General features: G+C 64.0%; 18 protein-coding genes. 6 read left to right on the forward strand and 12 right to left on the reverse strand.

Features of this window, described 5'->3' with window-relative positions; all coding sequences use genetic code 11:
* Positions 1–21 precede the first annotated feature (21 nt).
* Genes ACNEOT_RS22705 through ACNEOT_RS22720 form a run of 4 tightly spaced genes read right to left on the reverse strand, consistent with a single transcriptional unit; the run spans position 22 to position 4,246 of the window.
* The gene (locus tag ACNEOT_RS22705) at positions 22–822 is read right to left on the reverse strand and encodes an ABC transporter ATP-binding protein (protein WP_317804719.1); all 801 of its coding nucleotides are present in this window, start codon (positions 820–822) and stop codon (positions 22–24) included.
* The gene (locus tag ACNEOT_RS22710) at positions 822–1,916 is read right to left on the reverse strand and encodes an ABC transporter ATP-binding protein (protein ID WP_415976859.1); all 1,095 of its coding nucleotides are present in this window, start codon (positions 1,914–1,916) and stop codon (positions 822–824) included. Before ACNEOT_RS22710 ends, ACNEOT_RS22705 begins: the two co-directional genes overlap by 1 nt.
* The gene (locus ACNEOT_RS22715; RefSeq protein WP_415976860.1) at positions 1,909–2,898 is read right to left on the reverse strand and encodes a branched-chain amino acid ABC transporter permease; all 990 of its coding nucleotides are present in this window, start codon (positions 2,896–2,898) and stop codon (positions 1,909–1,911) included. The genes ACNEOT_RS22710 and ACNEOT_RS22715 overlap by 8 nt, the downstream gene beginning before the upstream one ends.
* 7 nt (positions 2,899–2,905) lie before the next feature.
* A complete protein-coding gene (locus tag ACNEOT_RS22720; RefSeq protein WP_415976861.1) occupies positions 2,906–4,246 on the reverse strand; it encodes an ABC transporter permease subunit in 1,341 nt (446 codons plus the stop codon).
* Between the two features lie 263 nt (positions 4,247–4,509).
* Here ACNEOT_RS22720 and polA point away from each other — a divergent pair, with 263 nt between their 5' ends.
* Positions 4,510–7,251 (forward strand): DNA polymerase I, encoded by a 2,742-nt coding sequence (polA, locus tag ACNEOT_RS22725; protein ID WP_415976862.1) that lies wholly within the window; start codon positions 4,510–4,512, stop codon positions 7,249–7,251.
* A 65-nt stretch (positions 7,252–7,316) separates the two neighbouring features.
* Here the strand turns inward: polA and trxA are convergent, their stop codons facing one another.
* The 3 genes from trxA to ACNEOT_RS22740 all read right to left on the reverse strand — a co-directional run bounded on the left by trxA (position 7,317) and on the right by ACNEOT_RS22740 (position 9,478).
* On the reverse strand, positions 7,317–7,688 hold the full coding sequence (trxA, locus tag ACNEOT_RS22730) for a thioredoxin (protein WP_037192657.1): 372 nt from the start codon (positions 7,686–7,688) through the stop codon (positions 7,317–7,319).
* 76 nt (positions 7,689–7,764) lie between these two features.
* Entirely contained in the window at positions 7,765–8,763 is a 999-nt protein-coding gene (locus tag ACNEOT_RS22735) for a helix-turn-helix domain-containing protein (RefSeq protein WP_415976863.1), read from the reverse strand.
* Positions 8,764–8,971: 208 nt separating this feature from the next.
* Positions 8,972–9,478, reverse strand: a complete 507-nt coding sequence (locus ACNEOT_RS22740) for a 2'-5' RNA ligase family protein (RefSeq protein ID WP_415976864.1) — start codon at positions 9,476–9,478, stop codon at positions 8,972–8,974.
* A 10-nt stretch (positions 9,479–9,488) separates the two neighbouring features.
* On the opposite strand from ACNEOT_RS22740, the gene ACNEOT_RS22745 reads away from it, so the two are divergent.
* Entirely contained in the window at positions 9,489–10,586 is a 1,098-nt protein-coding gene (locus tag ACNEOT_RS22745; protein WP_415976915.1) for an isocitrate/isopropylmalate dehydrogenase family protein, read from the forward strand.
* A gap of 14 nt (positions 10,587–10,600) precedes the next feature.
* Here the strand turns inward: ACNEOT_RS22745 and ACNEOT_RS22750 are convergent, their stop codons facing one another.
* On the reverse strand, positions 10,601–11,428 hold the full coding sequence (locus ACNEOT_RS22750) for a class I SAM-dependent methyltransferase (RefSeq protein ID WP_415976865.1): 828 nt from the start codon (positions 11,426–11,428) through the stop codon (positions 10,601–10,603).
* A 215-nt stretch (positions 11,429–11,643) separates the two neighbouring features.
* Here ACNEOT_RS22750 and rpsA point away from each other — a divergent pair, with 215 nt between their 5' ends.
* Positions 11,644–13,122: a 30S ribosomal protein S1 gene (gene rpsA / locus ACNEOT_RS22755; protein WP_027497255.1), complete on the forward strand. Its 1,479-nt coding sequence runs from the start codon at positions 11,644–11,646 to the stop codon at positions 13,120–13,122.
* A 156-nt stretch (positions 13,123–13,278) separates the two neighbouring features.
* On the opposite strand, the gene ACNEOT_RS22760 is transcribed toward rpsA, so the two are convergent.
* A complete protein-coding gene (locus ACNEOT_RS22760) occupies positions 13,279–13,488 on the reverse strand; it encodes a hypothetical protein (RefSeq protein WP_415976866.1) in 210 nt (69 codons plus the stop codon).
* A gap of 129 nt (positions 13,489–13,617) precedes the next feature.
* Between ACNEOT_RS22760 and coaE the strand changes: the two genes are divergently transcribed.
* Positions 13,618–14,835: a dephospho-CoA kinase gene (gene coaE, locus ACNEOT_RS22765; RefSeq protein WP_415976867.1), complete on the forward strand. Its 1,218-nt coding sequence runs from the start codon at positions 13,618–13,620 to the stop codon at positions 14,833–14,835.
* Position 14,836: 1 nt separating this feature from the next.
* Here coaE and ACNEOT_RS22770 read toward each other — a convergent pair whose 3' ends face one another.
* A complete protein-coding gene (locus ACNEOT_RS22770) occupies positions 14,837–15,382 on the reverse strand; it encodes a DUF402 domain-containing protein (RefSeq protein WP_415976868.1) in 546 nt (181 codons plus the stop codon).
* 78 nt (positions 15,383–15,460) lie between these two features.
* Between ACNEOT_RS22770 and uvrB the strand changes: the two genes are divergently transcribed.
* Both uvrB and ACNEOT_RS22780 read left to right on the forward strand, forming a co-directional pair.
* Positions 15,461–17,623 (forward strand): excinuclease ABC subunit UvrB, encoded by a 2,163-nt coding sequence (gene uvrB / locus ACNEOT_RS22775; RefSeq protein WP_415976869.1) that lies wholly within the window; start codon positions 15,461–15,463, stop codon positions 17,621–17,623.
* Between the two features lie 29 nt (positions 17,624–17,652).
* On the forward strand, positions 17,653–18,519 hold the full coding sequence (locus tag ACNEOT_RS22780) for an SCO6745 family protein (RefSeq protein WP_415976870.1): 867 nt from the start codon (positions 17,653–17,655) through the stop codon (positions 18,517–18,519).
* Between the two features lie 6 nt (positions 18,520–18,525).
* On the opposite strand, the gene ACNEOT_RS22785 is transcribed toward ACNEOT_RS22780, so the two are convergent.
* Entirely contained in the window at positions 18,526–19,383 is an 858-nt protein-coding gene (locus ACNEOT_RS22785) for an ABC transporter permease (protein WP_415976871.1), read from the reverse strand.
* The gene (locus ACNEOT_RS22790; protein ID WP_415976872.1) at positions 19,380–22,247 is read right to left on the reverse strand and encodes an alpha/beta fold hydrolase; all 2,868 of its coding nucleotides are present in this window, start codon (positions 22,245–22,247) and stop codon (positions 19,380–19,382) included. The genes ACNEOT_RS22785 and ACNEOT_RS22790 overlap by 4 nt, the downstream gene beginning before the upstream one ends.
* Between the last annotated feature and the right edge of the window lie 18 nt (positions 22,248–22,265).

The raw sequence follows: 22,265 nt of genomic DNA on the forward strand, positions 1-22,265 counted from the left end.
CTTCGTCGCTGCAGAGGACCTCTATTTCTTCTCTTTGCTTCCCGCCAGAGTGCCGAGATACAGCTCGATCACCTTCGGGTCGTTCATCAACGCCGGACCGGTGTCGGTGTAGGCGTTGCGACCCTGATCGAGGACGTAGCCGCGGTCGCAGATCTGCAAGCACCGACGGGCATTCTGCTCGACCATGATGATCGAGACACCCGCGGCGTTGATCTTTTTGCAGCGGATGAACACCTCGTCCTGGAACATCGGCGACAGTCCGGCCGACGGTTCGTCGAGCAGAAGTACCGAGGGCTCCATCATCAGTGCACGTCCCATGGCAACCATCTGGCGCTCGCCGCCGGACAGAGCGCCCGCCTTGACCTTCTTGCGTTCACCGAGCAGCGGGAAGAGTTCGCTGACGAACTCGAATCGCTCGCCGAACTTCTTGGGGCGCAGATAGATTCCCATTTCGAGGTTCTCCTCGATGGTGAGCGACGGGAACACGTTCTGCGTCTGCGGAACGTAGCCGACCCCCTTGGTCACCAGCACGTGCGCCTCGGCGGAGGTGATGTTGTCACCGCGCAGTTTGACGCTGCCTTCTCGGACGGCGACAAGTCCGAACAGGGTCTTGAGGAGGGTCGATTTGCCGGCTCCGTTGGGGCCGATGATGCCGACGATTTCCCCGTCGTTGAGGAAGAAGTTGCACTCGCTGAGGATGTTGACTCCGGGGATGTATCCGGCGACCAACCCGTCGGCGCGCAGCAGAGCGCCTTCGGCGAGGCGCGCGTGCTCCCCGGGTGTGGCGGCGAATTCCGCCGGGGTCAAAGTCTGTTCGCTCATCAGTTGTCCTCCTTGGCCCGGTGCGAGCCGCCTTCGGTGACTTCGGCCGCCACCGGACTGACGAACTCCGGTTCCGAAAGATCGCCTCCCGCTTCGAGTTCCTCGATCTCGGCCTGTTTGAGCGCCTCGGCCAGTTCTGCTGTGGCACCGACCGGATTGCCGTCGGCATCGAATTCGAGAGCCTGATCGTGATGGCTACCGAGATACGCATCCACGACGGCACCGTTGTTGGACAGCTCTTCCGGCGTGGACTCGGCGATGATGCTGCCTTGCGCCATCACCACCACCCAGTCGCTGATGTCGCGGATGACGTCCATGTCGTGCTCGACGAACACCACCGTCATACCGTCGTCGCGCAGCGACTTGATGTGACCCAGAAGTGACTGTGTCAGAGCGGGATTGACTCCGGCCATCGGCTCGTCGAGCATGACCACCGACGGATCGGTCATCAACGCGCGTGCCATCTCGAGCAGTTTTCGCTGGCCGCCGGACAGGGAGCCCGCCAGGTCGTCGGCTTTGGCGTCGAGCTTGAAACGCCCCAACAGCTCGTAGGCGCGCTCGGTGATCTCACGTTCCTGCGCCTTCCACGTCCACGGCATGAACGTGTTGATCATGCGCTCGCCGCGCTGACCTGTTGCACCCAGCCGAACATTGTCCAGCACAGTCAGTTTCGACAGCGCCTTGGTCAGCTGGAATGTCCTGACCACGCCTTTGCGTGCCACCTGGTGCGGATGCATTCGGCCGAGCTCCTGGCCGTCCATCGACCACGTACCGGTGTCGGGTCGATCGAAACCGGTGAGCAGGTTGAACAGGGTGGTCTTGCCTGCACCGTTCGGTCCGATGAGACCGGTGATGCAGCCACGCTGGATTTCGAGATGGGCCACGTCGACGGCCTTGAGGCCGCCGAAGGTGCGCGAGACCCCGTCGACCACCAGGGTGGCGTCAGGCTTGGGAGAACCGGGCTCGTTCGCGACACCGGCGAACAACGCCGCGCGCTGATCGCTCGACAGTGCTTTGGCAGCACGTGATTCGAGTGTGCTTGCTTTCTTGCTCGGTGCCGCGGTTGCGGCGGCATCCTTGCTCGGGTCAGGCATTGAGTTGAACCTCTCGCTTGTTGCCGAGAATGCCCTGAGGTCTGAACACCATCAGCACGGCGATCAGAATTCCCAGGAGTACGAATCGCGTGGCACCGACCTGGGCACCGGTGAGGTTGAGCACCGGATCGTCGCCCGAGATCAGTTGCCGCAGAATCGCGTCGGGAATGGACAGCAGGAACCAGAAGAGCATCGCGCCCAAGACGGGGCCGAACACTGTGGCGGCACCACCGAGAATGAGGGCGCCGAAGGCGAAGAACGTCTGCGCCGTCGAGTAGAAGTCCGGGTTGATGGACTGGGTCTGCAACGCGTTGAAGACGCCGCCCATACCGCCGATGACGCCACCGAGCACGAGCGCCTGCATCTTGTAGACGAACACGTTCTTACCCAATGAGCGGGCCGCGTCCTCGTCCTCACGAACAGCCTTGAGCACACGGCCCCACGGGCTGTGTGTCAGCAGGTAGACCACTCCACACAGCAGCAGTACCAGCGTCCAGCCCACGAGCATCGCCCACAGATCGTTGCCCAGGAACCGAACGCCGATGAAGCTGTACGTCTTTCCACCCTCGAACGGACTGAGATCGGTGAACGGAGCTGCGAATCCGGTGATGCCGTTGGTGGACTTGGTCACCGAATCCGTTGCGGTCGAACGGAACACCAATCGCAGAATTTCCGAGGCGGCGATGGTGACGATAGCGAGGTAGTCGGCTCGAAGGCGCAGAGTCGGTATACCGAGAACGAGAGCGAGCAACCCGGCAGCGGCAAGGCCGACCAGGATGCCCAGCCACAGTGGCTGCTCGTAGGTGATCGTGGTGATGCCGACGCCGTAGCCGCCGAGCAGTGCGAAGCCGATCTGGCCGAAGTTGAGCAGTCCGGCGTAGCCGAAATGCAGGTTCAGGCCGATCGCGAGCAGAGCGTAGAAGATGGCCGAGGGGCCGACCAGTTGAGCAAGCGAGATCTGAAGTGCGCCGATGATATCCATGTGGTGGTCACCCGATCCTTTGTCGCGAGCCGAGGATGCCCTGAGGACGGACGACGAGGATGAGAATCAAGACGAGCAACCCTCCGATGTATTTGAGGTCGGGATTGATGACCAACGTCGACCACTGCACGAGCAGGCCCACGATGACGCAACCGAGGAACGCGCCGTACGCCGTGCCGAGTCCTCCGAGCGTGATACCGGCGAACATCAGCAGCAGGAGCTTGAAGCCCATCTCCCATTGCACGCGACCGCCGAGTTCGGAGAGCCCGAACAGCACGCCGCCGAGGGCAGCCAGGCCGCCACCGAGGCACCAGACGAACGTCACGACGCGCTCGACGTTGATACCCGAGGACGCGGCGAGGTCCCGGTTGTCGGCTACCGCGCGCATGGCCTTGCCGATCTTGGTGCGCTGCAACATCAGTGCGACGCCGATCAGGACGACGACGCTGATGACGATGCAGGCCAGGTTCACGTTGGTGATCGAGAGCGGACCCCAGTCGTTCTCGGTCTGAGCCTGATAGTCGTCGAACGGTTCTGCACGATCGGAGAAGAAGATCAGGATCAGATATCTGAGCGCGATGGCGAGGCCGATGGTGACTACCAGCTGCGCGATCAGTCCGGTTCGACGCTTGCGAAGGGGGCGCCATATCAACGCATTGTTGAGCCAGCCGATCGCGACGCCGACGATGATCGCCAGGACGGTCGCGGGTATCAATTGGATGCCCATACTGACGTTGAAAATCCACGCGGACACCGCACCGAGGGTGACGAGTTCGCCGTGCGCGAAGTTCGTCAGACCCGTGGTACCGAAGATCAGGCTCAGGCCGACCGCGGCGAGCGCGATCACGAGACCGAAGCGGATTCCGTCGACGGTAGTGCGCACGAACTTCTCGTAGAAGGGGACGCTCGTCGCGGTTCTGGCCTCACCGAACGAAAATATGACGGTGTTCGAGCGCCCGGCCTGTACATCGCGCTGGACCTCGCCCTGCACGCTCACTCCGTCCGGGAGCGATTCCTGGTCGACCTGGAATGTGTATGTGCCGGGCGACAATTCGAGGGTCCATCGGCCGCCGGTTTCACTGGTGGTCCGAGCGACCTCGGTACCTGATGCATCGAGAGCCACGACATCGACGCCGACGAGGCGTTCGCCGCCGTTGTTGAGAGATCCTGCGACCCCGACAGCGTCCGCGGGTGGTGTCTGCTCGGCACTGGTTCCGGGAGCTGCCGGGGGAGTGGGGGTAGGTTCCTGGGCCAACGCCGGCGCACTGAACAGCAGCGCGGCAATCGAACTCAGAATGGCGAGTAGGAGTGTTCGCTGGAAGAGGCGAACGGCTGATCTTGCGCGCAACCTCGGCGGTTGCACCTTTCTGGTCCATCGAACATTTGGAGCCACGCACGTCCTCCGGACGGTTGTCGTTGTGTCACGGGTGTTGGGGATTTACTGCAATTGTCGGACTCTATCCGCTGGAACGACGCAAAATCGGCGACTGAGATTTCCGGAAAGTATCGGTTGTGTTTCGCGGTGCACAACTGCTCATCGTGAGTGCGATCGCGTGGTGGCCCGAGCATCCGGCTACGAGTTGTCGGACCCGCTCCCTAGACTGGTCAACCGTGAGCCCAGTAACCGATGCAAGTGCAGCGCCCGCAGCCCCGACCGACGCGAAAGCGGGCGGGCAACGCCCCACGTTGCTCCTCATCGACGGCCACTCGATGGCATTCCGTGCCTTCTTCGCGCTGCCTGCAGACAACTTCAAGACCACCAGTGGGCAATCCACCAATGCCGTGTACGGGTTCACGTCGATGTTGATCAATCTGCTTCGCGATGAGAAGCCGACGCACATCGCCGCGGCATTCGATGTCTCGCGCCAGACCTTCCGTGCCGAGCGTTTTCCCGAGTACAAGGCCAACCGCCACAAGACGCCCGACGAGTTCGCCGGCCAGGTCGACATCACCAAGGACGTACTCGGTGCCATGGGCATTCCGGTGATGGCGGAGGCGGGCTTCGAAGCGGACGACATCATCGCCACTCTGGTCACGCAGGCGGAGGCACTCGGGTACCGCGTTCTCGTGGTCACCGGCGATCGCGATGCGCTGCAGTTGGTAACCGACAACGTGACGGTGCTGTACCCGCGCAAGGGCGTCTCGGACCTCACGCGGTTCACCCCCGACGAGGTCGCCACCAAGTACGGGTTGACGCCGTCGCAGTATCCCGACTTCGCCGCCCTTCGTGGCGATCCGAGCGACAACCTTCCCGGGATTCCGGGTGTCGGTGAGAAGACGGCGACCAAGTGGATCATCGAATACGGGTCTCTCACTGCTCTTGTCGACAACGTGGACAAGGTCAAGGGCAAGGTGGGAGATGCGCTGCGCGCCAACCTGTCGAGTGTTGTGCTCAACCGGGAGCTCACCGAGATGGTGCGCGATGTGCCGTTGCCCTACACCCCCGATCAGCTCGAACTTGCTCCGTGGGATCGCGAGAAGATCCACGCCCTGTTCGACGATCTGGAATTCCGCATTCTGCGCGACAGACTGTTCGAGACACTCGCATCGGTCGAACCCGAAGCAGAAGAAGGCTTCGACGTGCGCGGTGGCATCGTCGCGCCGGGCGAACTCGCCGCGTGGCTGGAAGAACACACGTCCGACGGCCGGCGCAGCGGTCTGTCCGTCCTCGGACCGCGCAGGCCCTTCGACAGCGACGCGACATCGGTGGCGATCGCGGCGGCCGACGGAGAAGGCGCCTTCGTCACGACCACTGCTCTCGACGAATCCGACGAGCGTGCTCTCGCCGCCTGGCTCGCCGATTCGACGCAACCCAAGGCGCTGCACGAGGCCAAGTGGGCGCTGCATGCGGTTCGCGGGCGGGGCTGGACCCTGGGTGGTCTGACGACCGACACCGCTCTGGCCGCATACCTCGTTAGGCCCGGCCAGCGATCCTTCAATCTCGACGACCTCTCGCTGCGATACCTCAAGCGCGAGCTCCGGGTGGAGGATGCCGGCGAAGGTCAGATGTCTCTGCTCGATGCCGAGGACACTGCCGACGCGGCGTTCGCCGAGGGCGAGATCCTCAAAGCGCGGGCCGTCATCGACCTCGCCGATGCGCTGGACGCGGAACTCGCGGCCATCGAGTCGACCACGCTGCTCTCCGAGATGGAGCTGCCGCTGCTGACGGTATTGGCCGACGTCGAGGCAACGGGTATCGCCGTCGACGGCGATCACCTGCGATCGTTGCAGTCCGGGTTCGCCGCACAGGTCGACGAGGCCGCGAATTCTGCGTACGGGGTGATCGACAAGCAGATCAATCTCGGTTCGCCCAAGCAGCTGCAGGTGGTGTTGTTCGAGGAACTCGACATGCCCAAGACCAAGAAGACCAAGACCGGGTACACCACCGATGCCGATGCGCTGCAAGGGTTGTTCGAGAAGACGGAGCATCCGTTCCTGAAGTTTCTGCTCGATCATCGTGACGCGACACGAATGAAGGTGACGGTCGACGGCCTGCTCAAATCCGTTGCCGACGACGGCCGTATCCACACGACGTTCAATCAGACCGTCGCGGCCACCGGACGACTCTCGTCCACCGAGCCGAACCTGCAGAACATCCCGGTGCGCAACGAGGCCGGACGTCACATCCGTGACGGATTCGTCGTCGGGGCGGGCTACGACACTTTGCTGACGGCCGATTACAGCCAGATCGAAATGCGCATCATGGCGCACGTATCCGGCGACGAGGGTTTGATCGAGGCGTTCAACACCGGCGAGGACCTGCACAGTTTCGTCGGTGCCCGGGCGTTCGGCGTGCCGATCGAAGAGGTCACTCCCGAACTGCGTCGTAGGGTCAAAGCGATGTCCTACGGATTGGCGTACGGGCTCAGCGCATTCGGCCTCGCAGCGCAGCTCAAGATCTCCACCGACGAGGCGAAGCAGCAGATGGAGGCGTATTTCGCCCGGTTCGGCGGCGTCCGTGACTACCTGCGCAACGCCGTGGAGGAAGCACGCAAGGTGGGGTACACCTCCACGCTGTACGGCAGGCGTCGATACTTGCCCGACTTGAACAGCGACAACCGTCAGCGCCGCGAGGTTGCCGAGCGGGCCGCCCTGAACGCCCCGATCCAGGGCACCGCCGCCGACATCATCAAGGTTGCGATGATCGACGTGCATCGGTCGTTGGCCGACTCGACTCTGAAGTCGCGAATGTTGTTGCAGGTGCACGACGAACTGGTGCTCGAAGTCGTCGAATCCGAGCGCGAGGAAGTCGAGGCACTGGTGAGGAACAAGATGTCCTCGGCTATCGAGCTGTCGGTGCCTCTGGAAGTGTCGGTGGGCACCGGTCGTAGTTGGGACGCCGCCGCGCACTGATCGGGCTTCGCCCTCGTGAGTGTTTTGCGCGTTTGGAGGCACGCAAAACACTCACGAGGAATGCACTACTCCGCCGCGGGGGCCTGCTCGGCGATCTGCTGGCGTACGACGTCCATGTCCAGTGCCTTGATCTGCCCTACGAGGTCTTCGAGCGCCGGGGCGGGCAGTGCGCCGGGCTGTGCGTAGACGAGGATTCCCTCGCGGAATGCCATGATCGTGGGGATCGACTGGATCTGAGCCGCTGCAGCGAGGCCCTGCTCGGCCTCGGTGTCCACCTTGGCGTGTACGACGTCGGGGTGCGCATCGGACGACTTCTCGAAGGTCGGAGCGAACTGGCGGCACGGTCCGCACCAGGACGCCCAGAAATCGACCAACACCACGTCGTTGTTCGTCACGATCTCGTCGAAATTCTGCTGGGTCAAAGTCTGAGTGGCCACACGGTCCCTTTCGATTGATTGCGCTTCTGGTCGATCTCAACGCAGGTATCTGCCGGAATCATCCCGGCTGCGGTTATCAGGCGGGCTGGGGTGCGGCGCGGAACGTCCGGCGGTACGAGTTCGGCGTGGTGCATCGCAGCCGCACGAAGTGTTGCCGCAGGGCCGCGGCATTCCCGAAGCCGACCACCTCGGCGATCGAATCCATCGGCAGATCGGAGTTCTCCAGCAGCTGCTGCGCTGCCAGCACTCGTTGATCGTTCAGCCACCGCGCCGGCGTCGTTCCGGTCTCGGCCGCGAACTTGCGAGCGAAGGTACGCGGCGACATGTTCACCCGAGCCGCCAATCGGCCGATGGTGAGCTCGGAGTCGAGGTTCTCGGTCATCCAGTCCAGCAACGGTGCCAGTGTGTCGATGCGGGTGGCCGGTAGGGGACTGGTGACGAATTGTGCCTGGCCGCCATCCCGATGCGGCGGGACGACCATTCTGCGCGCGATCCCGTTGGCCACGACGCTGCCCTGGTACTTGCGCACGATGTGCAGGCACAGGTCGATTCCGGCTGCCGTGCCGGCACTGGTGAGCACGTTCCCCGCATCCACGTAGAGGACGTTCGGATCGACCTGTGCCAGAGGGTATTTCGCAGCCAGCGAGGCCGAATGGCGCCAATGCGTCGTGCACGGTCTGCCGTCGAGCAGCCCGGCCTTGCCGAGTACGAACGCGCCGTTGCACAGGCTGGCGACCAAGGCACCCCGGTCCACTGCTGCGCGAAGTTTGGCCAGTAAGGGTTCGATGGATGCGTCGTATTCCGTGCCGCACACGAAGCTGCCGTCGACCGCTGCTTCGGTGCCACCGGCGGGAATGATGATCAGGTCGGCGCTGTCGAGTCGGTCCAAATCGTGTGGCACGTCGATGGTGTATCCGACGCGGGTGCGGATCGGTTCGGGGACACCGGCGATCAGTGAGAAGTCGTAGGTGGGCAGACCCTCGTCCGAGCGGTCGAACCCGAACACCTCACACGCAACGCCCAACTCGAACTGTTCGGTCAACGGCATCAGTGCGACGACCACTCGTTTCAGCATGATGAAGAGTATGGCAGAAAGTCGTGGATATGTGGCGTTACTGCCACTCGTGCGCACTCGTCGCAGGTAGGACGCTGGTGACATGACAATTGTATTGGTAGTTGTGCTGTCGTTCCTGGCCATCGACTCCCTCGTGGTCGCAGGCTTCGCTCCCGATACTCATGCGGAGGTGACTCAGTTCGGTGATTACCGGTTCTGAGATACCGGGTCAGCCGATTCGCCACTCGCGTTTGCCCTCGCCGTCCCACCGGCGCAGCGCCACAGCGGACCCCACGAGATCGACCATGTCGGCCGAGAGCAGGCGCACCGCCGCCCCTGCCTCCTCGGGTGTCAGCCGTCGGGCCAACGTCACGTGTGGTGTCCATCGACCAGGATCGAGGTAATCGAGCGAATGCTCGCCCACGGCCTCGTGCATCCTGGCGTGCAAATCGAGCAACGCGGTCGACGGAACGACCAGCCGCGCCACAGTGATTTTCCGACCGCCGAACACGACGATCCCCCCGAGGCGAACCCCGAACGGATCGAAGCGGACCGCGTCGCCGTCGTCCACCGCGACAGGCATCGACGACGCCACGGCGACGGTGACGTGCGGGCGGTTCGACTCGCCGAGATGACGGTTCTGACTCGGGAGTCCTGCGCCGGACAGCGTCGCCCCCTCGCGGCGAACCGCTCTATCGAGGCCGGAGTCGAGTAGAAGTTCTGCGGACTGCACCATGGAGGCCATGATGTCGCAGACGGACGGACAGAACGCAACGACGCTACGGATCGGGGCCATGAACGGCGACGGCATCGGCCACGAGATCGTCCCCGCAACGATCCGGGTGGTCGACGCGGCACTGGCGGCCGCACGTGGACCGGCCGTCGACTGGGTGCACCTCCCTCTCGGGCGCAGCGCTATCGACGAGTACGGAACACCGGTGCCCGAGCACACGCTGGCGGAGTTGGGCGAGCTCGAATGTTGGATTCTGGGACCACACGACAGCGCGTCGTATCCGGAACCGTTCCGTTCGCAGCTGACGCCCGGCGGACGCATTCGCAAGACCTTCGATCTGTTCGCCAACATTCGGCCGGCGAAGGCCCTCACCGGTGTCCGGGCGGTGTCACCGAGGATGGATCTGGTGGTGGTTAGGGAGAACACCGAGGGCTTTTACGCCGATCGGAACATGTTCGTCGGAAGCGGAGAGTTCATGCCGACTCCCGACGTGGCGCTGGCGGTCGGAGTGTTCACCCGCCCAGCGTGCGAACGTATTGCCCGCGAGGCATTCTCGTTGGCAGATCGACGCCGCAGGAAGCTGACCATCGTGCACAAGACCAATGTGCTGGCCATGACGACCGGATTGTTCCGCGATGCGTGCCGCGCCGTGGGCGAGCAGTTCCCACACGTCGAGGTCACCGAGGAGCACGTCGATGCGCTCACCGCGCACCTGGTCCGACGCGGTCAGGACTACGACGTCATCGTGGCCGAGAACATGTTCGGAGACATCCTGTCGGATCTGACGGGCGAGCTGTCCGGATCCCTCGGCACGGCGCCGTCGATCAACTCCTCGCAGACTCGGGCGATGGCGCAGGCCTCGCACGGATCGGCCCCGGACATCGTAGGGAAGAACCGCGCCAATCCGACGGCGCTGTTTCTCTCTGCCGCGATGCTGCTCGAGTGGCTCGCCCCCCGGCATCGGGACGAACGGCTCGCCGCCGCAGCAGGCCGGATCCGACACGCCGTCGACGCCACCGTCGAATCCGGGGTCGCGACGGCCGATCTCGGTGGGCAGGCGTCGACCAGTGCATTCACCGAAACAGTCGAAGCCCGGGTGCACCGGCGCTGATCGACGGTCTTCGATCAGATCGGTTTGCGGCTGCTGAAGATCGCGGTACCGGGGAAGAGCTGTCCACGAAGCGGGCTCCACTGACCCCATTCGCGGTCGAGCCACTCCGGCCAGTCCGGCTCGACGATGTCGCGTACCTCGAGACCGGCGGCGACCAGTTCGCGAACGCGATCACCGATCGTGCGGTGATGCTCCACGTAATTCGGGGTCCCGTCGGCGTCGTACTCGACGTACGGGGTTCGATCGAAGTACGGAATGGTTGCGGTCAGCCCTCCGAGCCCTGGATCGTCGGGGAAGATCCAGCGCATCGGATGATTGACGGCGAACACCCAGATTCCGCCCGGCCGGAGTACTCGCGCCACCTCCTTCATCACGTTGGCCGAGTCCGCGACGAACGGAACCGCACCGAACGCCGAGCAGACGATGTCGAACCGCTCGTCGGCGAACGGCAACGATTCGGCACTGGCCTGCACCAACGGAACCGTCGACCCGCCCGCGGTCATGGCGTCGACGCCGCGCTGCAACATGCCCATCGAGATGTCGAGCCCGATCGCGCGTGCACCCTGTGCTCCGAGCCAGCGGGCGCATGGTGCGCTGCCGCAACCCACCTCGAGGACATCCTTGCCCACGACGTCGCCGAGCAGGTGCGCGTCGCCCTCGTGCAGTCCCTCCGGGCACCAGACGAATTCACCGGATTCGGACGAAGCTCCCAGGAACGCGCCGTGGGTACGGTGGTAGTTCTCGGCGTCCGAATCCCACCAGAGACGGCTGGCACGGTCGCTCTCGACCGAATCGATCCGGCGGCGGCCGGGAGTGGACGACGGAGTGGAAAGATCGGTCACACGCCGACTCTAACCGGGTTTGTGCTGGTACTACGGCATCGCGTACCCTGTTCAACGCGAGTGTGTTCATGCTGCGCCCAGGTCGGGTTCGCCCGGCGGCGGCGCATGCGGACCCGGCAACGGATCCGCCGAACATGTTCGTGCTGCACACGTTTCACCAAGTCCGACCGAACATCCATCAACCGATACCCAACCCGTCCGGAGCAACTCAACACATGCCCTCAACCACAACCTCACCGCAGGTAGCCGTCAACGATATCGGCTCCGCAGAGGATTTTCTCGCCGCCATCGACGCCACGATCAAGTACTTCAACGATGGTGACATCGTCGAGGGCACCATCGTCAAGGTCGATCGTGACGAGGTTCTACTCGACATCGGTTACAAGACCGAAGGCGTTATTCCTTCCCGCGAGCTCTCCATCAAGCACGACGTCGACCCCAACGAGGTCGTCTCCGTGGGAGATGAGATCGAAGCACTCGTCCTCACCAAGGAGGACAAGGAAGGCCGTCTGATCCTGTCCAAGAAGCGAGCTCAGTACGAGCGCGCTTGGGGCACGATCGAGGAGCTCAAGGAGAAGGACGAGGCCGTCAAGGGCACCGTCATCGAGGTCGTCAAGGGTGGACTCATCCTCGACATCGGTCTCCGTGGCTTCCTCCCCGCCTCGCTCGTCGAGATGCGTCGCGTTCGCGACCTCCAGCCGTACGTCGGCAAGGAGATCGAGGCCAAGATCATCGAGCTCGACAAGAACCGCAACAACGTGGTCCTGTCGCGTCGCGCATGGCTCGAGCAGACCCAGTCCGAGGTCCGCAGCGAGTTCCTGCACCAGCTCCAGAAGGGCCAGGTCCGCAAGGGCGTCGTGTCCTCCATCGTCAACTTCGGTGCCTTCGTGGACCTCGGTGGCGTCGACGGACTCGTGCACGTCTCCGAGCTGTCCTGGAAGCACATCGATCACCCGTCCGAGGTTGTCGAGGTCGGCACCGAGGTCACCGTCGAGGTTCTCGACGTCGACCTGGACCGCGAGCGTGTTTCCCTGTCGCTCAAGGCAACTCAGGAAGATCCGTGGCGTCAGTTCGCTCGCACCCACGCGATCGGCCAGATCGTGCCCGGCAAGGTCACCAAGCTGGTTCCCTTCGGTGCATTCGTGCGCGTCGAAGAGGGCATCGAGGGCCTCGTGCACATCTCCGAGCTGGCCGAGCGCCACGTGGAGGTTCCGGACCAGGTCGTGGGTGTCGGCGACGACGCACTCGTCAAGGTCATCGACATCGATCTCGAGCGTCGCCGGATTTCGTTGAGCCTCAAGCAGGCCAACGAGGACTACGCAGAAGAGTTCGATCCGTCCAAGTACGGCATGGCCGACTCGTACGACGAGGGTGGCAACTACATCTTCCCCGAGGGCTTCGACTCCGAGACCAACGAATGGCTCGAAGGTTACGAGAAGCAGCGTGAAGAGTGGGAAGGCCGCTACGCCGAGGCAGAGCGTCGCCACAAGATGCACACTGCTCAGATGGAGAAGACGGCCAAGGACGAAGCTGCCGAAGCCGCCAACACCAACTACTCCTCCGAGTCGGGTCAGGCCCCCGCCGATGCAGAAGGCGACGCTCCCGCAGCGTCGGCTCCGGCTTCGACCGGTGGATCGCTGGCCAGCGATGCGCAGCTCGCTGCACTTCGCGAGAAGCTGTCGGGCAACGCCTGATAGAAGTAGTCCACCCGTGAGGGTGTGACACCGAGCCCCGGTTCTCCTGGTGAGAACCGGGGCTTTCTCGTTCGAACCCCGCAAGCAGAAGTCCTGCCGAAACGACAATGGACCCGGTTCTGGTGAACCGGGCCCAAGGTGGAGGGGGAGTGCGAACTACGCGGCAGTGGCTGGACTCCACTGGCCGACGCTCGCTGTGCGCTTGCGCATGGTGGCGAAGCTGTGGCGGGCGGGGGTGATGAGGTTCGTGAACCAGTTACGCCGGTGGTCGGCCAACGCCGAGGCAACTTCCGGGATGAGAATGCAGTGAACGCCTGCATCCATGCCAAGGCGGTGCCGACCCGGTTGGATCTGATTGCTTCGCATGGGTGTCCTTTTCAATAGCAGTGGGTCGGCACATCGAGGTCGCGTTCGTCGAAGATAACCGACACGCCTACGAAACCGGTGCATTTGAGGCTGGTGTGCTTCGGCGTGTTCGAGTGTCAGACTGGGGGCATGCTGAGACTGGGACTGACCGGTGGAATTGGTGCCGGAAAATCGACCGTTGCGAAGGTGCTGACCGAACTCGGGGGAGTTCTCGTCGACTCCGATGTGCTCGCCCGTGAGGTTGTGGAGCCGGGAACACCTGGGCTGCAACAACTGACAGAGACCTTCGGTGCCGACATTCTTGCGTCCGACGGTTCACTCGACCGTCCGGCATTGGCAGCCAAGGCATTCGGCGACGAGGAATCACGCAAGAAACTCAACGCCATCGTCCATCCGTTGGTCGGTAGGCGTACGGCCGAGATCATCGACGGAGCGAATCCGGATTCCGTTGTGGTGCAGGATATTCCGCTCCTCGTCGAAGGGTCGATGGGTCCGTTCTTCCACCTGGTGGTCATCGTGTGGGTCGACGCCGAGGAACGAGTACGCCGACTCACCGGCCAACGAGGCATGCCCGAGGCCGACGCACGCGCGCGTATAGCCGCACAGGCAACCGACGACGCACGGCGAGCTGCGGCAGACGTGTGGATCGACAACACCGGTGCGCCCGGCAGCGTCGACGACGGAGTCCGAGCGTTGTGGAACGACCGTCTGATTCCCTTCGAGCGCAACATCAGAGAGGGCGTAATCGCCCGCACGCATCCGGAACTGGTGACGGCCGATCCGGCCTGGGAATCGCAGGCCCGACGCATCGTCGCCCGACTGGCCCTTGCCTGCGGCGACAAAGCCGTTCGGATCGATCATGTCGGATCGACCGCAGTGCCCGGCCTCGACGCCAAGGACGTCATCGACATTCAGATCACGGTGCGGGCACTCGACGACGCCGATGCCGTCGCCGAACAGCTGCGGTCAGCAGGGTTCCCTCGCAGGGAGGCCAGCAATTTCGATGACCCGAAGCCTGCGTACGGAATCGGCGGGGAGGCCGATCCGGCCGTGTGGTCCAAGCGCTTTCACGGCAGTGCAGATCCGGGTCGGCCGGCGAACGTCCACATTCGGGTCGACGGCTGGCCGAATCAGAAATTTGCGCTGCTGTTCCGTGATTGGTTGCGCGCGGACGCAGGTGTAGCGACGGAGTATGCGGGAATCAAGCGACGCGCCACCGAGGCCGCTGCCGGAATCACCGATTTTCGATCGGCGATCGAGGCGTACGAGAATGCGAAAGCCCCATGGTTCGACGTGGCATACCGCCGGGCCTGGCAGTGGGCGGAGCAGACCGACTGGACCGCCTGAATCAGGACGGCTTACCGTTCCACTCGGTCGGCATGCCGATCGACGCGAGCCACGCGTTCAGGTCGTAGTCATGTCGCGTCAGCCCCTCGATGGCCGTGATCGATCTGGCCAGTGCGAGCTCGGCCGTCGGTGTGTCCAGATGCTGTGCAACCCGAGCGTCGAACAGTTCGTCGACGTCGAGCAGGTCGTAATCGCGGCCGGTACGGACACTGAGGTCGAGATAGTGGTCGACGGACGTCCATCGGGTGGTTCCCGCCGTGTACTCGCCGATGTCGACGTAGTAGTCCTGATCGCGGGCGTGCGCGGGCAGGTAGTGGAACACCGACGCCCGGAGCCCGAGCGCAGGCAGCAACCAGGACTCCAGGTAGTCGAAGTGGGCGTGATCCGAGGGACGGGCCATGTACAGCCCCCACGGCTCGACGCGGTATTCGTCGACGACGCGCACGAACCCCTTGGGATCGACGTTCGTCTTGGCGACAAGGTCGAACGTCTCGTGCTTGGGGGCATGAACGTCGGTGTGTGCACCGGCTGACGTGTGGGCGACCATGCCTGTAGAAGTTACCGGGAACCGACCGTCGAGGTCGGTCCGACGGAACTTGTCGGTGGTCGCGTCTACGCTTGTGAAATGGCGTTTGCATCCGAACATCCCGTTGTCGCGCACTCCGAACATCGTCCGGTGGGCGCGATCGAGCGCACCGGTCCGGCGTTCGAGGTCGTCAGCGAACACACACCGGCGGGAGATCAGCCGACCGCGATCGCGGAGCTCGAACGACGGATCAGGGCCGACGAGAAAGACATCGTCCTGCTCGGTGCCACGGGTACCGGCAAGTCGGCCACCACTGCCTGGCTCATCGAGAAGCTGCAGCGCCCCACCCTGGTGATGGCACCGAACAAGACTCTGGCGGCGCAGTTGGCGAACGAGCTGCGAGACATGTTGCCCAACAACGCAGTCGAGTACTTCGTGTCGTACTACGACTACTACCAACCCGAGGCGTACATCGCGCAGACCGACACGTACATCGAGAAGGACTCCTCCGTCAACGACGACGTCGAGCGGCTGCGGCACTCGGCGACGGCATCCCTGCTCTCGAGACGCGACGTGGTCGTGGTGGCCTCGGTGTCGTGCATCTACGGTCTCGGAACCCCGCAGTCGTACGTGGATCGTTCGATCGAGCTGGAGGTCAACGTCGAAGTGCAGCGCGACGCGCTGCTTCGGCTGCTGGTGGACGTGCAGTACACCCGCAACGACATGGCCTTCACCCGCGGGTCGTTCCGGGTTCGCGGCGACACCGTCGAAATCATTCCGTCCTACGAGGAACTGGCGATTCGCATCGAGTTCTTCGGCGACGAGATCGAGGCGCTGTACTACCTCCATCCGCTCACCGGAGACATCGTCCGCAAGGTCGACGCGGTTCGCATCTTCCCTGCCACGCACTACGTGGCTGGTCCCGAGCGGATGGAGCGAGCAGTCAAGGACATCGAGGCCGAGCTCGAAGCACGTCTCGCCGAACTGGAGGGCAAAGGAAAGCTGCTCGAGGCGCAACGACTCCGGATGCGGACGCAGTACGACCTGGAGATGATCAAGCAGGTCGGGTTCTGCTCGGGAATCGAGAACTACTCGCGGCACATCGACGGTCGTGGTGCAGGTACCGCGCCCGCCACGTTGATCGACTACTTTCCCGAGGACTTTCTGCTCGTCATCGACGAGTCGCACGTGACCGTGCCGCAGATCGGTGCCATGTACGAGGGGGACATGTCGCGCAAACGCAACCTCGTCGACTTCGGGTTCCGGTTGCCGTCCGCGACCGACAACCGACCTCTGACGTGGGAGGAATTCACTCAGCGGATCGGCCAGACGGTGTACCTCTCGGCAACGCCAGGAAAGTACGAGTTGGGCCAGACCGGAGGCGAGTTCGTCGAGCAGGTCATCCGACCCACCGGACTCGTCGACCCCCAGGTCGTCATCAAACCCACCAAGGGGCAGATCGACGACCTCGTGCACCAGATTCGTGAGCGTGCCGAGAAGGACGAGCGAGTACTGGTGACCACCTTGACCAAGAAGATGTCGGAGGACCTCACCGACTATCTGCTCGAACTGGGCATTCGCGTTCGCTACCTGCACTCCGACATCGACACGCTCCGCCGCGTCGAGCTGCTGCGCCAACTCCGGTTGGGCGAGTACGACGTGCTGGTGGGCATCAACCTGCTCAGGGAGGGTCTCGACCTTCCCGAGGTCTCGCTCGTCGCCATCCTCGACGCCGACAAGGAGGGCTTCCTACGCAGCGGCACCAGCCTCATCCAGACCATCGGTCGTGCGGCCCGAAATGTGTCCGGCGAAGTGCACATGTATGCCGACAAGATGACCGACTCGATGACCTACGCGATCGAGGAAACCGAGCGTCGGCGCGAGAAGCAGATCGCGTACAACAAGGAGCGCGGAGTCGACCCGCAGCCGCTGCGCAAGAAGATCGCCGACATCCTCGACCAGGTGTATCAAGAGGCTGAGGACACCGACTCGGTCGTCGAGGTGGGTGGTTCCGGTCGCAACGCGAGCCGTGGACGACGAGCACAGGGCGAAGCAGGTAGATCGGTGAGCTCCGGGGTGTACGAGGGCCAGGATGTCTCGTCCATGCCACGAGCCGAACTGGCCGATCTGATCAAGAACATGACCGACCAGATGATGAACGCGGCACGCGAGCTGAAGTTCGAGCTCGCAGGCCGACTGCGTGACGAGATCCAGGACTTGAAGAAGGAGCTTCGTGGGATGGATGCGGCCGGCTTGAAATAGGACAGGCTCGAGTTCGCTACGGTTCAGTGATGGACGCAACCACTGCCGGCCGAACCTCTCGCGCTCTCGAACTCATTCATTCGATGACCTACTTCCTTCCGGAGACGCAGGAAGCTCTCGTCGCCGCCGGGTTGCCGCCCAGGGCCTGCTATTTCGCAGGCCGCGCAGCGCCCTTGGGGCGAGTCGGTGCCGGTGTCGTCACCGCCACCTTCTACAACTTCAATCGAGAACTGGTGGAACCGCTCATCCCAGCCGCCTGGGACATCGCGTCACCCGACGAGATCATGGCTGTCCGCTACGCCACTCTCGACGTCGCTTTCGCTCGACTGCTCGGCACCGAGGTTCTGACGTCTGCCGACATGGCAGAGGCGGCAGATCTCGCATCGATCGCTGCCCGCGGTATCCCCGGTGACGACGGCCGCCCGTTGTACGCCGCGTATGCCGAGCTCGACTGGCCGACCGCACCGCACCTGGTGCTGTGGCACGCCCTGACACTGATTCGCGAATACCGCGGCGACGGTCACATTGCTGCGCTGCAGACGGCGGGCCTCAACGGTCTCGAAGCACTCATCACGCACACCGCCACCGGGTACGGGTTCGAGAAGGAGTTCGCGCGTAAGCGTCGCGGCTGGTCGACGGAGCAGTGGGACGGAGCGGTGGCCTCGCTGGCCGACCGAGAGTTGCTCACCTCCGACGGTTCGCTGACTCAGGACGGCGAAGATCTCCGCACGCTGGTCGAGGACATCACCAACGACCTCGCCGTGGTGCCATGGGCCGCCCTCGGCGAAGACGGTGCCGCGCGGCTGGTCTCGCTCGCGACGCCGTGGCGCGAATCCATCGTCGGCCAGGGCGTCATTCCCGCCGGCGTCTTCGGACCCGCGATCACCAAGAAGTAGACCAGCTCAGCTGGTGATGTCCTTGGTGCCGAAGCGTCGCCATGCGATCAACCCGAACACCGCCGCGTAGGTGACGGCCGAGAACGAGCCGACCACCATGTCGTTCCAATCGATGCTCGTCCCGAAAGCGTCGATCCACGAATTCGCGTAGTGCCCGGGCAGGTAGTTGCGGAGCGATCCGAGCGCCGTGATCTGATCGAGAATCTGCATCAGAATCGACGTCATCACCGCGCCGCCGACGGCCCCGAGAGGGGCGTCGGTGAGCACCGACAACAACATCGCCAGTCCGGCGACCCACAGCAGGTTGATGCCGATGTAGGCCACTGCGATCAGCAGCCGCACCAGGGAGGTTCCGTACGACAATCCCTCACCCAGTGGGGTGATCAGCGATTCCGCGCCGTACATCACGGTGCCGATCAGGAGTGACACTCCGACGAGCACCACGATCGCCGCACTGGACAGGGTGGCCGAGACCAGCGCTTTCTGCGTCAGCAGTCGACTCCGGGGCACGGGAATGGCAAGCAGATACCGCAGGCTCGACCACGAGGCTTCGCTTGCCACCGAGTCGCCGAAGAACAGGGCCACCACCACGATCAGCAGAAATCCCACCGACATGAACAGCGCGAAGACCGTGAAGTTCATGCCACCGCGAGTGCCGAGTTCGATGAGCCCGCCGGCATCGGAGTCCGCACTCGAGCTGCCGACGGTGAACGCGATGGCCAGGATCACCGGAAGCAGGGCCAGGAAACCGATGGCCAGCTGAGTGCGGCGGCGGCCCAGCTGCCTGCGCAGCTCGGTACGAAACGGCAAGGTGCGCCCGCCGCTGTAGCCGGCCGCGCGCCCGTCTGCGTGCGTGGTGGTCATGAGCGTTCCTTGCTGGTGTCGGGCTCTCGAATCACAGAGCCCGGGTTGTCTCGGTGGACGAGGTCGAGGAATACGTCCTCGAGGCGGGTCGATTGCGAGAAGCCACGCACCGAGACGCCCGCGGTGACGAGTTCTCTGATGACGACGGCGGAGTCCGCGTCGGTCAGGTCCACGGTCACCGTGCTGTCGTCGACGACGACGGCACCGTCGTGGCCCGCAGCATCGAGCACCGACTGCGCGCGCGTGGCGTCGTCGACCCTGATCTCCGTCTGCCCGCCCGCCGCGGTCAATTCACGGACGGTGCCCGAGCTGATCACCGAACCGCGGTTCATGACGACCACGTGGGTGCAGGTCTGCTCCACTTCGGCGAGGAGATGGCTCGACACCAACACCGTTCGCCCGGTCTTCGCGTAGTTGATCAGGACGTCGCGCATGGTCCTGATCTGCGGTGGGTCGAGTCCATTGGTCGGTTCGTCGAGGACCATCAGATCCGGCAACCCGAGCATGGCCTGGGCGATGGCGAGCCGCTGCCGCATTCCTTGGCTGTACGACTTGACCTTGCGTTCGATCGCGGTGCCGAGGTCGGCGATGTCGAGGGCTTCCTCGAGATGAGCGTCTTCGATCGGTCGACCCGTCGCCTCCCAGTACAACCGAAGATTCTGCGTTCCTGTCAGGTGCGGAAGAAAGCCGGATCCCTCGACGAACGATCCCAGCCTGGACAGCACCGGGGCACCCGGCGTCACCTTGTGACCGAATACGCGGATGTCACCGCCGGTAGGAGTGATCAGGCCCATCAGCATGCGCAGCGTCGTGGTCTTTCCTGCACCGTTGGGCCCGAGCAGACCCAGAACCTGGCCCTGCTTCACCTCGAAGCTGACGCCGTCGACGGCACGGAAGCCGTTGGAGTACGTCTTGGCCAGATCGGTGATCACCAGGGGAGTGTCGATCAGGTCCTCGTCGACCTCGGCGACAGTGCGGCGCCTGGTCCGAAGGACTCCGGCAGCGATGGCGCATCCGACAACCAGTACGACGACTCCGATGCCGATCAGTGGTGCCACCGGCACGGTGCTGTTCGAACTCGCCACGGCAGGGACTGTCGGCACGGCGATGGTGTTGTCGGTCATGGCCACGCTGAAGCGAGCGGGTTCGAGTGGAACGGCGTATGCCTGATCGGTCGTGGAGATACTCAGTTCCAGACGATGACCCTGCTGGATGGTGTAGCTGATGCCGGGAAGTGCGACGGTGACGTCGACCGGATCGATGCCGCCGGTGTCGGGCAGGCGGATCGCCGACACCGCGCCGCCCGGAAGTGTTCTGGTGCCGTTCGGTGCGACGTCGTAGAGCTTGGCGAACAGCACTGCTTCACCCGGCGCAGCCAGTGACGCCACGCGCAGATTCACCCGAGGGGCTCCGGTGATCGTCACGGACGAGTCGACAGGATCGCTGGTGAACGTCGCCGACTGGCCCGGCAGGTCCGCAGTCAGTGCGGCACCGGCTCCGGTGGATCCCAGCGCCCCGAGCACCGAACCCAGACCTGGCACCGACGAGATCGCCGACGGCGACGCTCCGGGTGGGCGGATGATCGACTGGTTCTCGGTAGCGGGAGTGAATGTCACCGCTTCGGTTCGTGTCGGATCGGAATCGGGGGTCAGGCCGGGATACTCGGGAGCCGTCATGCGCCGGTTGCGGTCGCCGCCGCGCTCGTCGACTGCACGCTGAGTGGAGTAGACGAACGGCTCACTTCCGGTGTCGGAACCAGGGCCACGCAAGGTCTTGTCGAAGAAGTCGGCGATGGCTCGGTCGCTGGCACCGTTCGTTCCACCGGCGTCATGGCCGCCGTCGAACCACCGCACCGTGACGTTCCCGCCGGCCGCCGCGATCTGACGAGCCGTCGCGTCGGCCTGATCCAGACCGAACAACGTGTCCTGTGTGCCCTGGACGAGCAGAGTCGGTGCGGTGATGTTCGACGCCACCGCGACGGGCGAGTGGGCGGTCAACAGATCGAGAAGCTGTTGGCTGGGGATTCCGGTGACGGCGGATTGTGTGTAGGCGTCGCAGAATTCGGGTGCGAACCGACCGCAGGCGGACGAGTCGTCGGTGCTCTCGGAATTTGCGGTGTCGTCGTCTGCGGATCGGTCGGACGGTGCGCTCGATGCACCCACTCCGAAGAACACTCCCGCCCAGCCGCGCTTGAGCACGCCGCGTCCGCCGTATTGTGCTGCTGCGGGGGTCACGGTGTCGCCGAGGGCTTCTCGACTCGCGGCGGTGGTGACGCCGTAGTTGGGAAACAGGGCCTGACCCAGGTCGTTCCAGGTGATCGCTGCGGCGATCGAATCGATTCGGGGATCGGTGCCGCCTGCGCTCAGTGCCAGTGCGCCGCCGTACGATCCGCCGGCAACGCCGACGTGCGGATCGCCGGGAGCGTCGAGTTCCACTTCCGGTTGTTCGGCCAGCCAGTCGATGAGACCACGCGCGTCGGCGACCTCACGATCGGGGTCGTTCAGGGAGATCGAACCTGTGCTGTCGCCGAACCCACGTGCGCTGTAGGCGAGCACGGTGTACCCGCGAGACGCGAGGTCACGTGCTTCACCGTCGACCGAGTCCTTGCTGCCGCCGAAGCCGTGGGCGAGCAGAACTGTCGGGGCGGGGGTGACGGCGGGGGCATAGAGCCGAGCATCGATGTCGACGGTGCCCGTCGACCCGGGGCTGTCGGGTAGCGTTATGCGCGCGTCACGCGTGGTTGTGTCGGCACTCGAATCCTGGGGGAGGAATGCGAATGCGAGTGCGGCTACCGCCAGAACAGCAATCACGGCGGCACCGACAGTGATGGCCCGTCTCGACAGTGGCGGGCGGGGAATCGGCATGCAAACCAATGTATGTGA

This window comes from Rhodococcus sp. 077-4, assembly GCF_047782425.1.
Taxonomy (GTDB): domain Bacteria; phylum Actinomycetota; class Actinomycetes; order Mycobacteriales; family Mycobacteriaceae; genus Rhodococcoides.

Bases quoted from the DNA above. Each gene is read 5' to 3' on its own strand.
- ACNEOT_RS22705 (WP_317804719.1), bottom strand. From the start codon at position 822: ATGAGCGAACAGACTTTGACCCCGGCGGAATTCGCCGCCACACCCGGG.
- ACNEOT_RS22710 (WP_415976859.1), bottom strand. From the start codon at position 1,916: ATGCCTGACCCGAGCAAGGATGCCGCCGCAACCGCGGCACCGAGCAAG.
- ACNEOT_RS22715 (WP_415976860.1), bottom strand. From the start codon at position 2,898: ATGGATATCATCGGCGCACTTCAGATCTCGCTTGCTCAACTGGTCGGC.
- ACNEOT_RS22735 (WP_415976863.1), bottom strand. From the start codon at position 8,763: ATGCTGAAACGAGTGGTCGTCGCACTGATGCCGTTGACCGAACAGTTC.
- ACNEOT_RS22740 (WP_415976864.1), bottom strand. From the start codon at position 9,478: ATGGTGCAGTCCGCAGAACTTCTACTCGACTCCGGCCTCGATAGAGCG.
- ACNEOT_RS22745 (WP_415976915.1), top strand. From the start codon at position 9,489: ATGTCGCAGACGGACGGACAGAACGCAACGACGCTACGGATCGGGGCC.
- rpsA (WP_027497255.1), top strand. From the start codon at position 11,644: ATGCCCTCAACCACAACCTCACCGCAGGTAGCCGTCAACGATATCGGC.
- ACNEOT_RS22760 (WP_415976866.1), bottom strand. From the start codon at position 13,488: ATGCGAAGCAATCAGATCCAACCGGGTCGGCACCGCCTTGGCATGGAT.
- coaE (WP_415976867.1), top strand. From the start codon at position 13,618: ATGCTGAGACTGGGACTGACCGGTGGAATTGGTGCCGGAAAATCGACC.
- ACNEOT_RS22770 (WP_415976868.1), bottom strand. From the start codon at position 15,382: ATGGTCGCCCACACGTCAGCCGGTGCACACACCGACGTTCATGCCCCC.
- uvrB (WP_415976869.1), top strand. From the start codon at position 15,461: ATGGCGTTTGCATCCGAACATCCCGTTGTCGCGCACTCCGAACATCGT.
- ACNEOT_RS22780 (WP_415976870.1), top strand. From the start codon at position 17,653: ATGGACGCAACCACTGCCGGCCGAACCTCTCGCGCTCTCGAACTCATT.
- ACNEOT_RS22785 (WP_415976871.1), bottom strand. From the start codon at position 19,383: ATGACCACCACGCACGCAGACGGGCGCGCGGCCGGCTACAGCGGCGGG.
- ACNEOT_RS22790 (WP_415976872.1), bottom strand. From the start codon at position 22,247: ATGCCGATTCCCCGCCCGCCACTGTCGAGACGGGCCATCACTGTCGGT.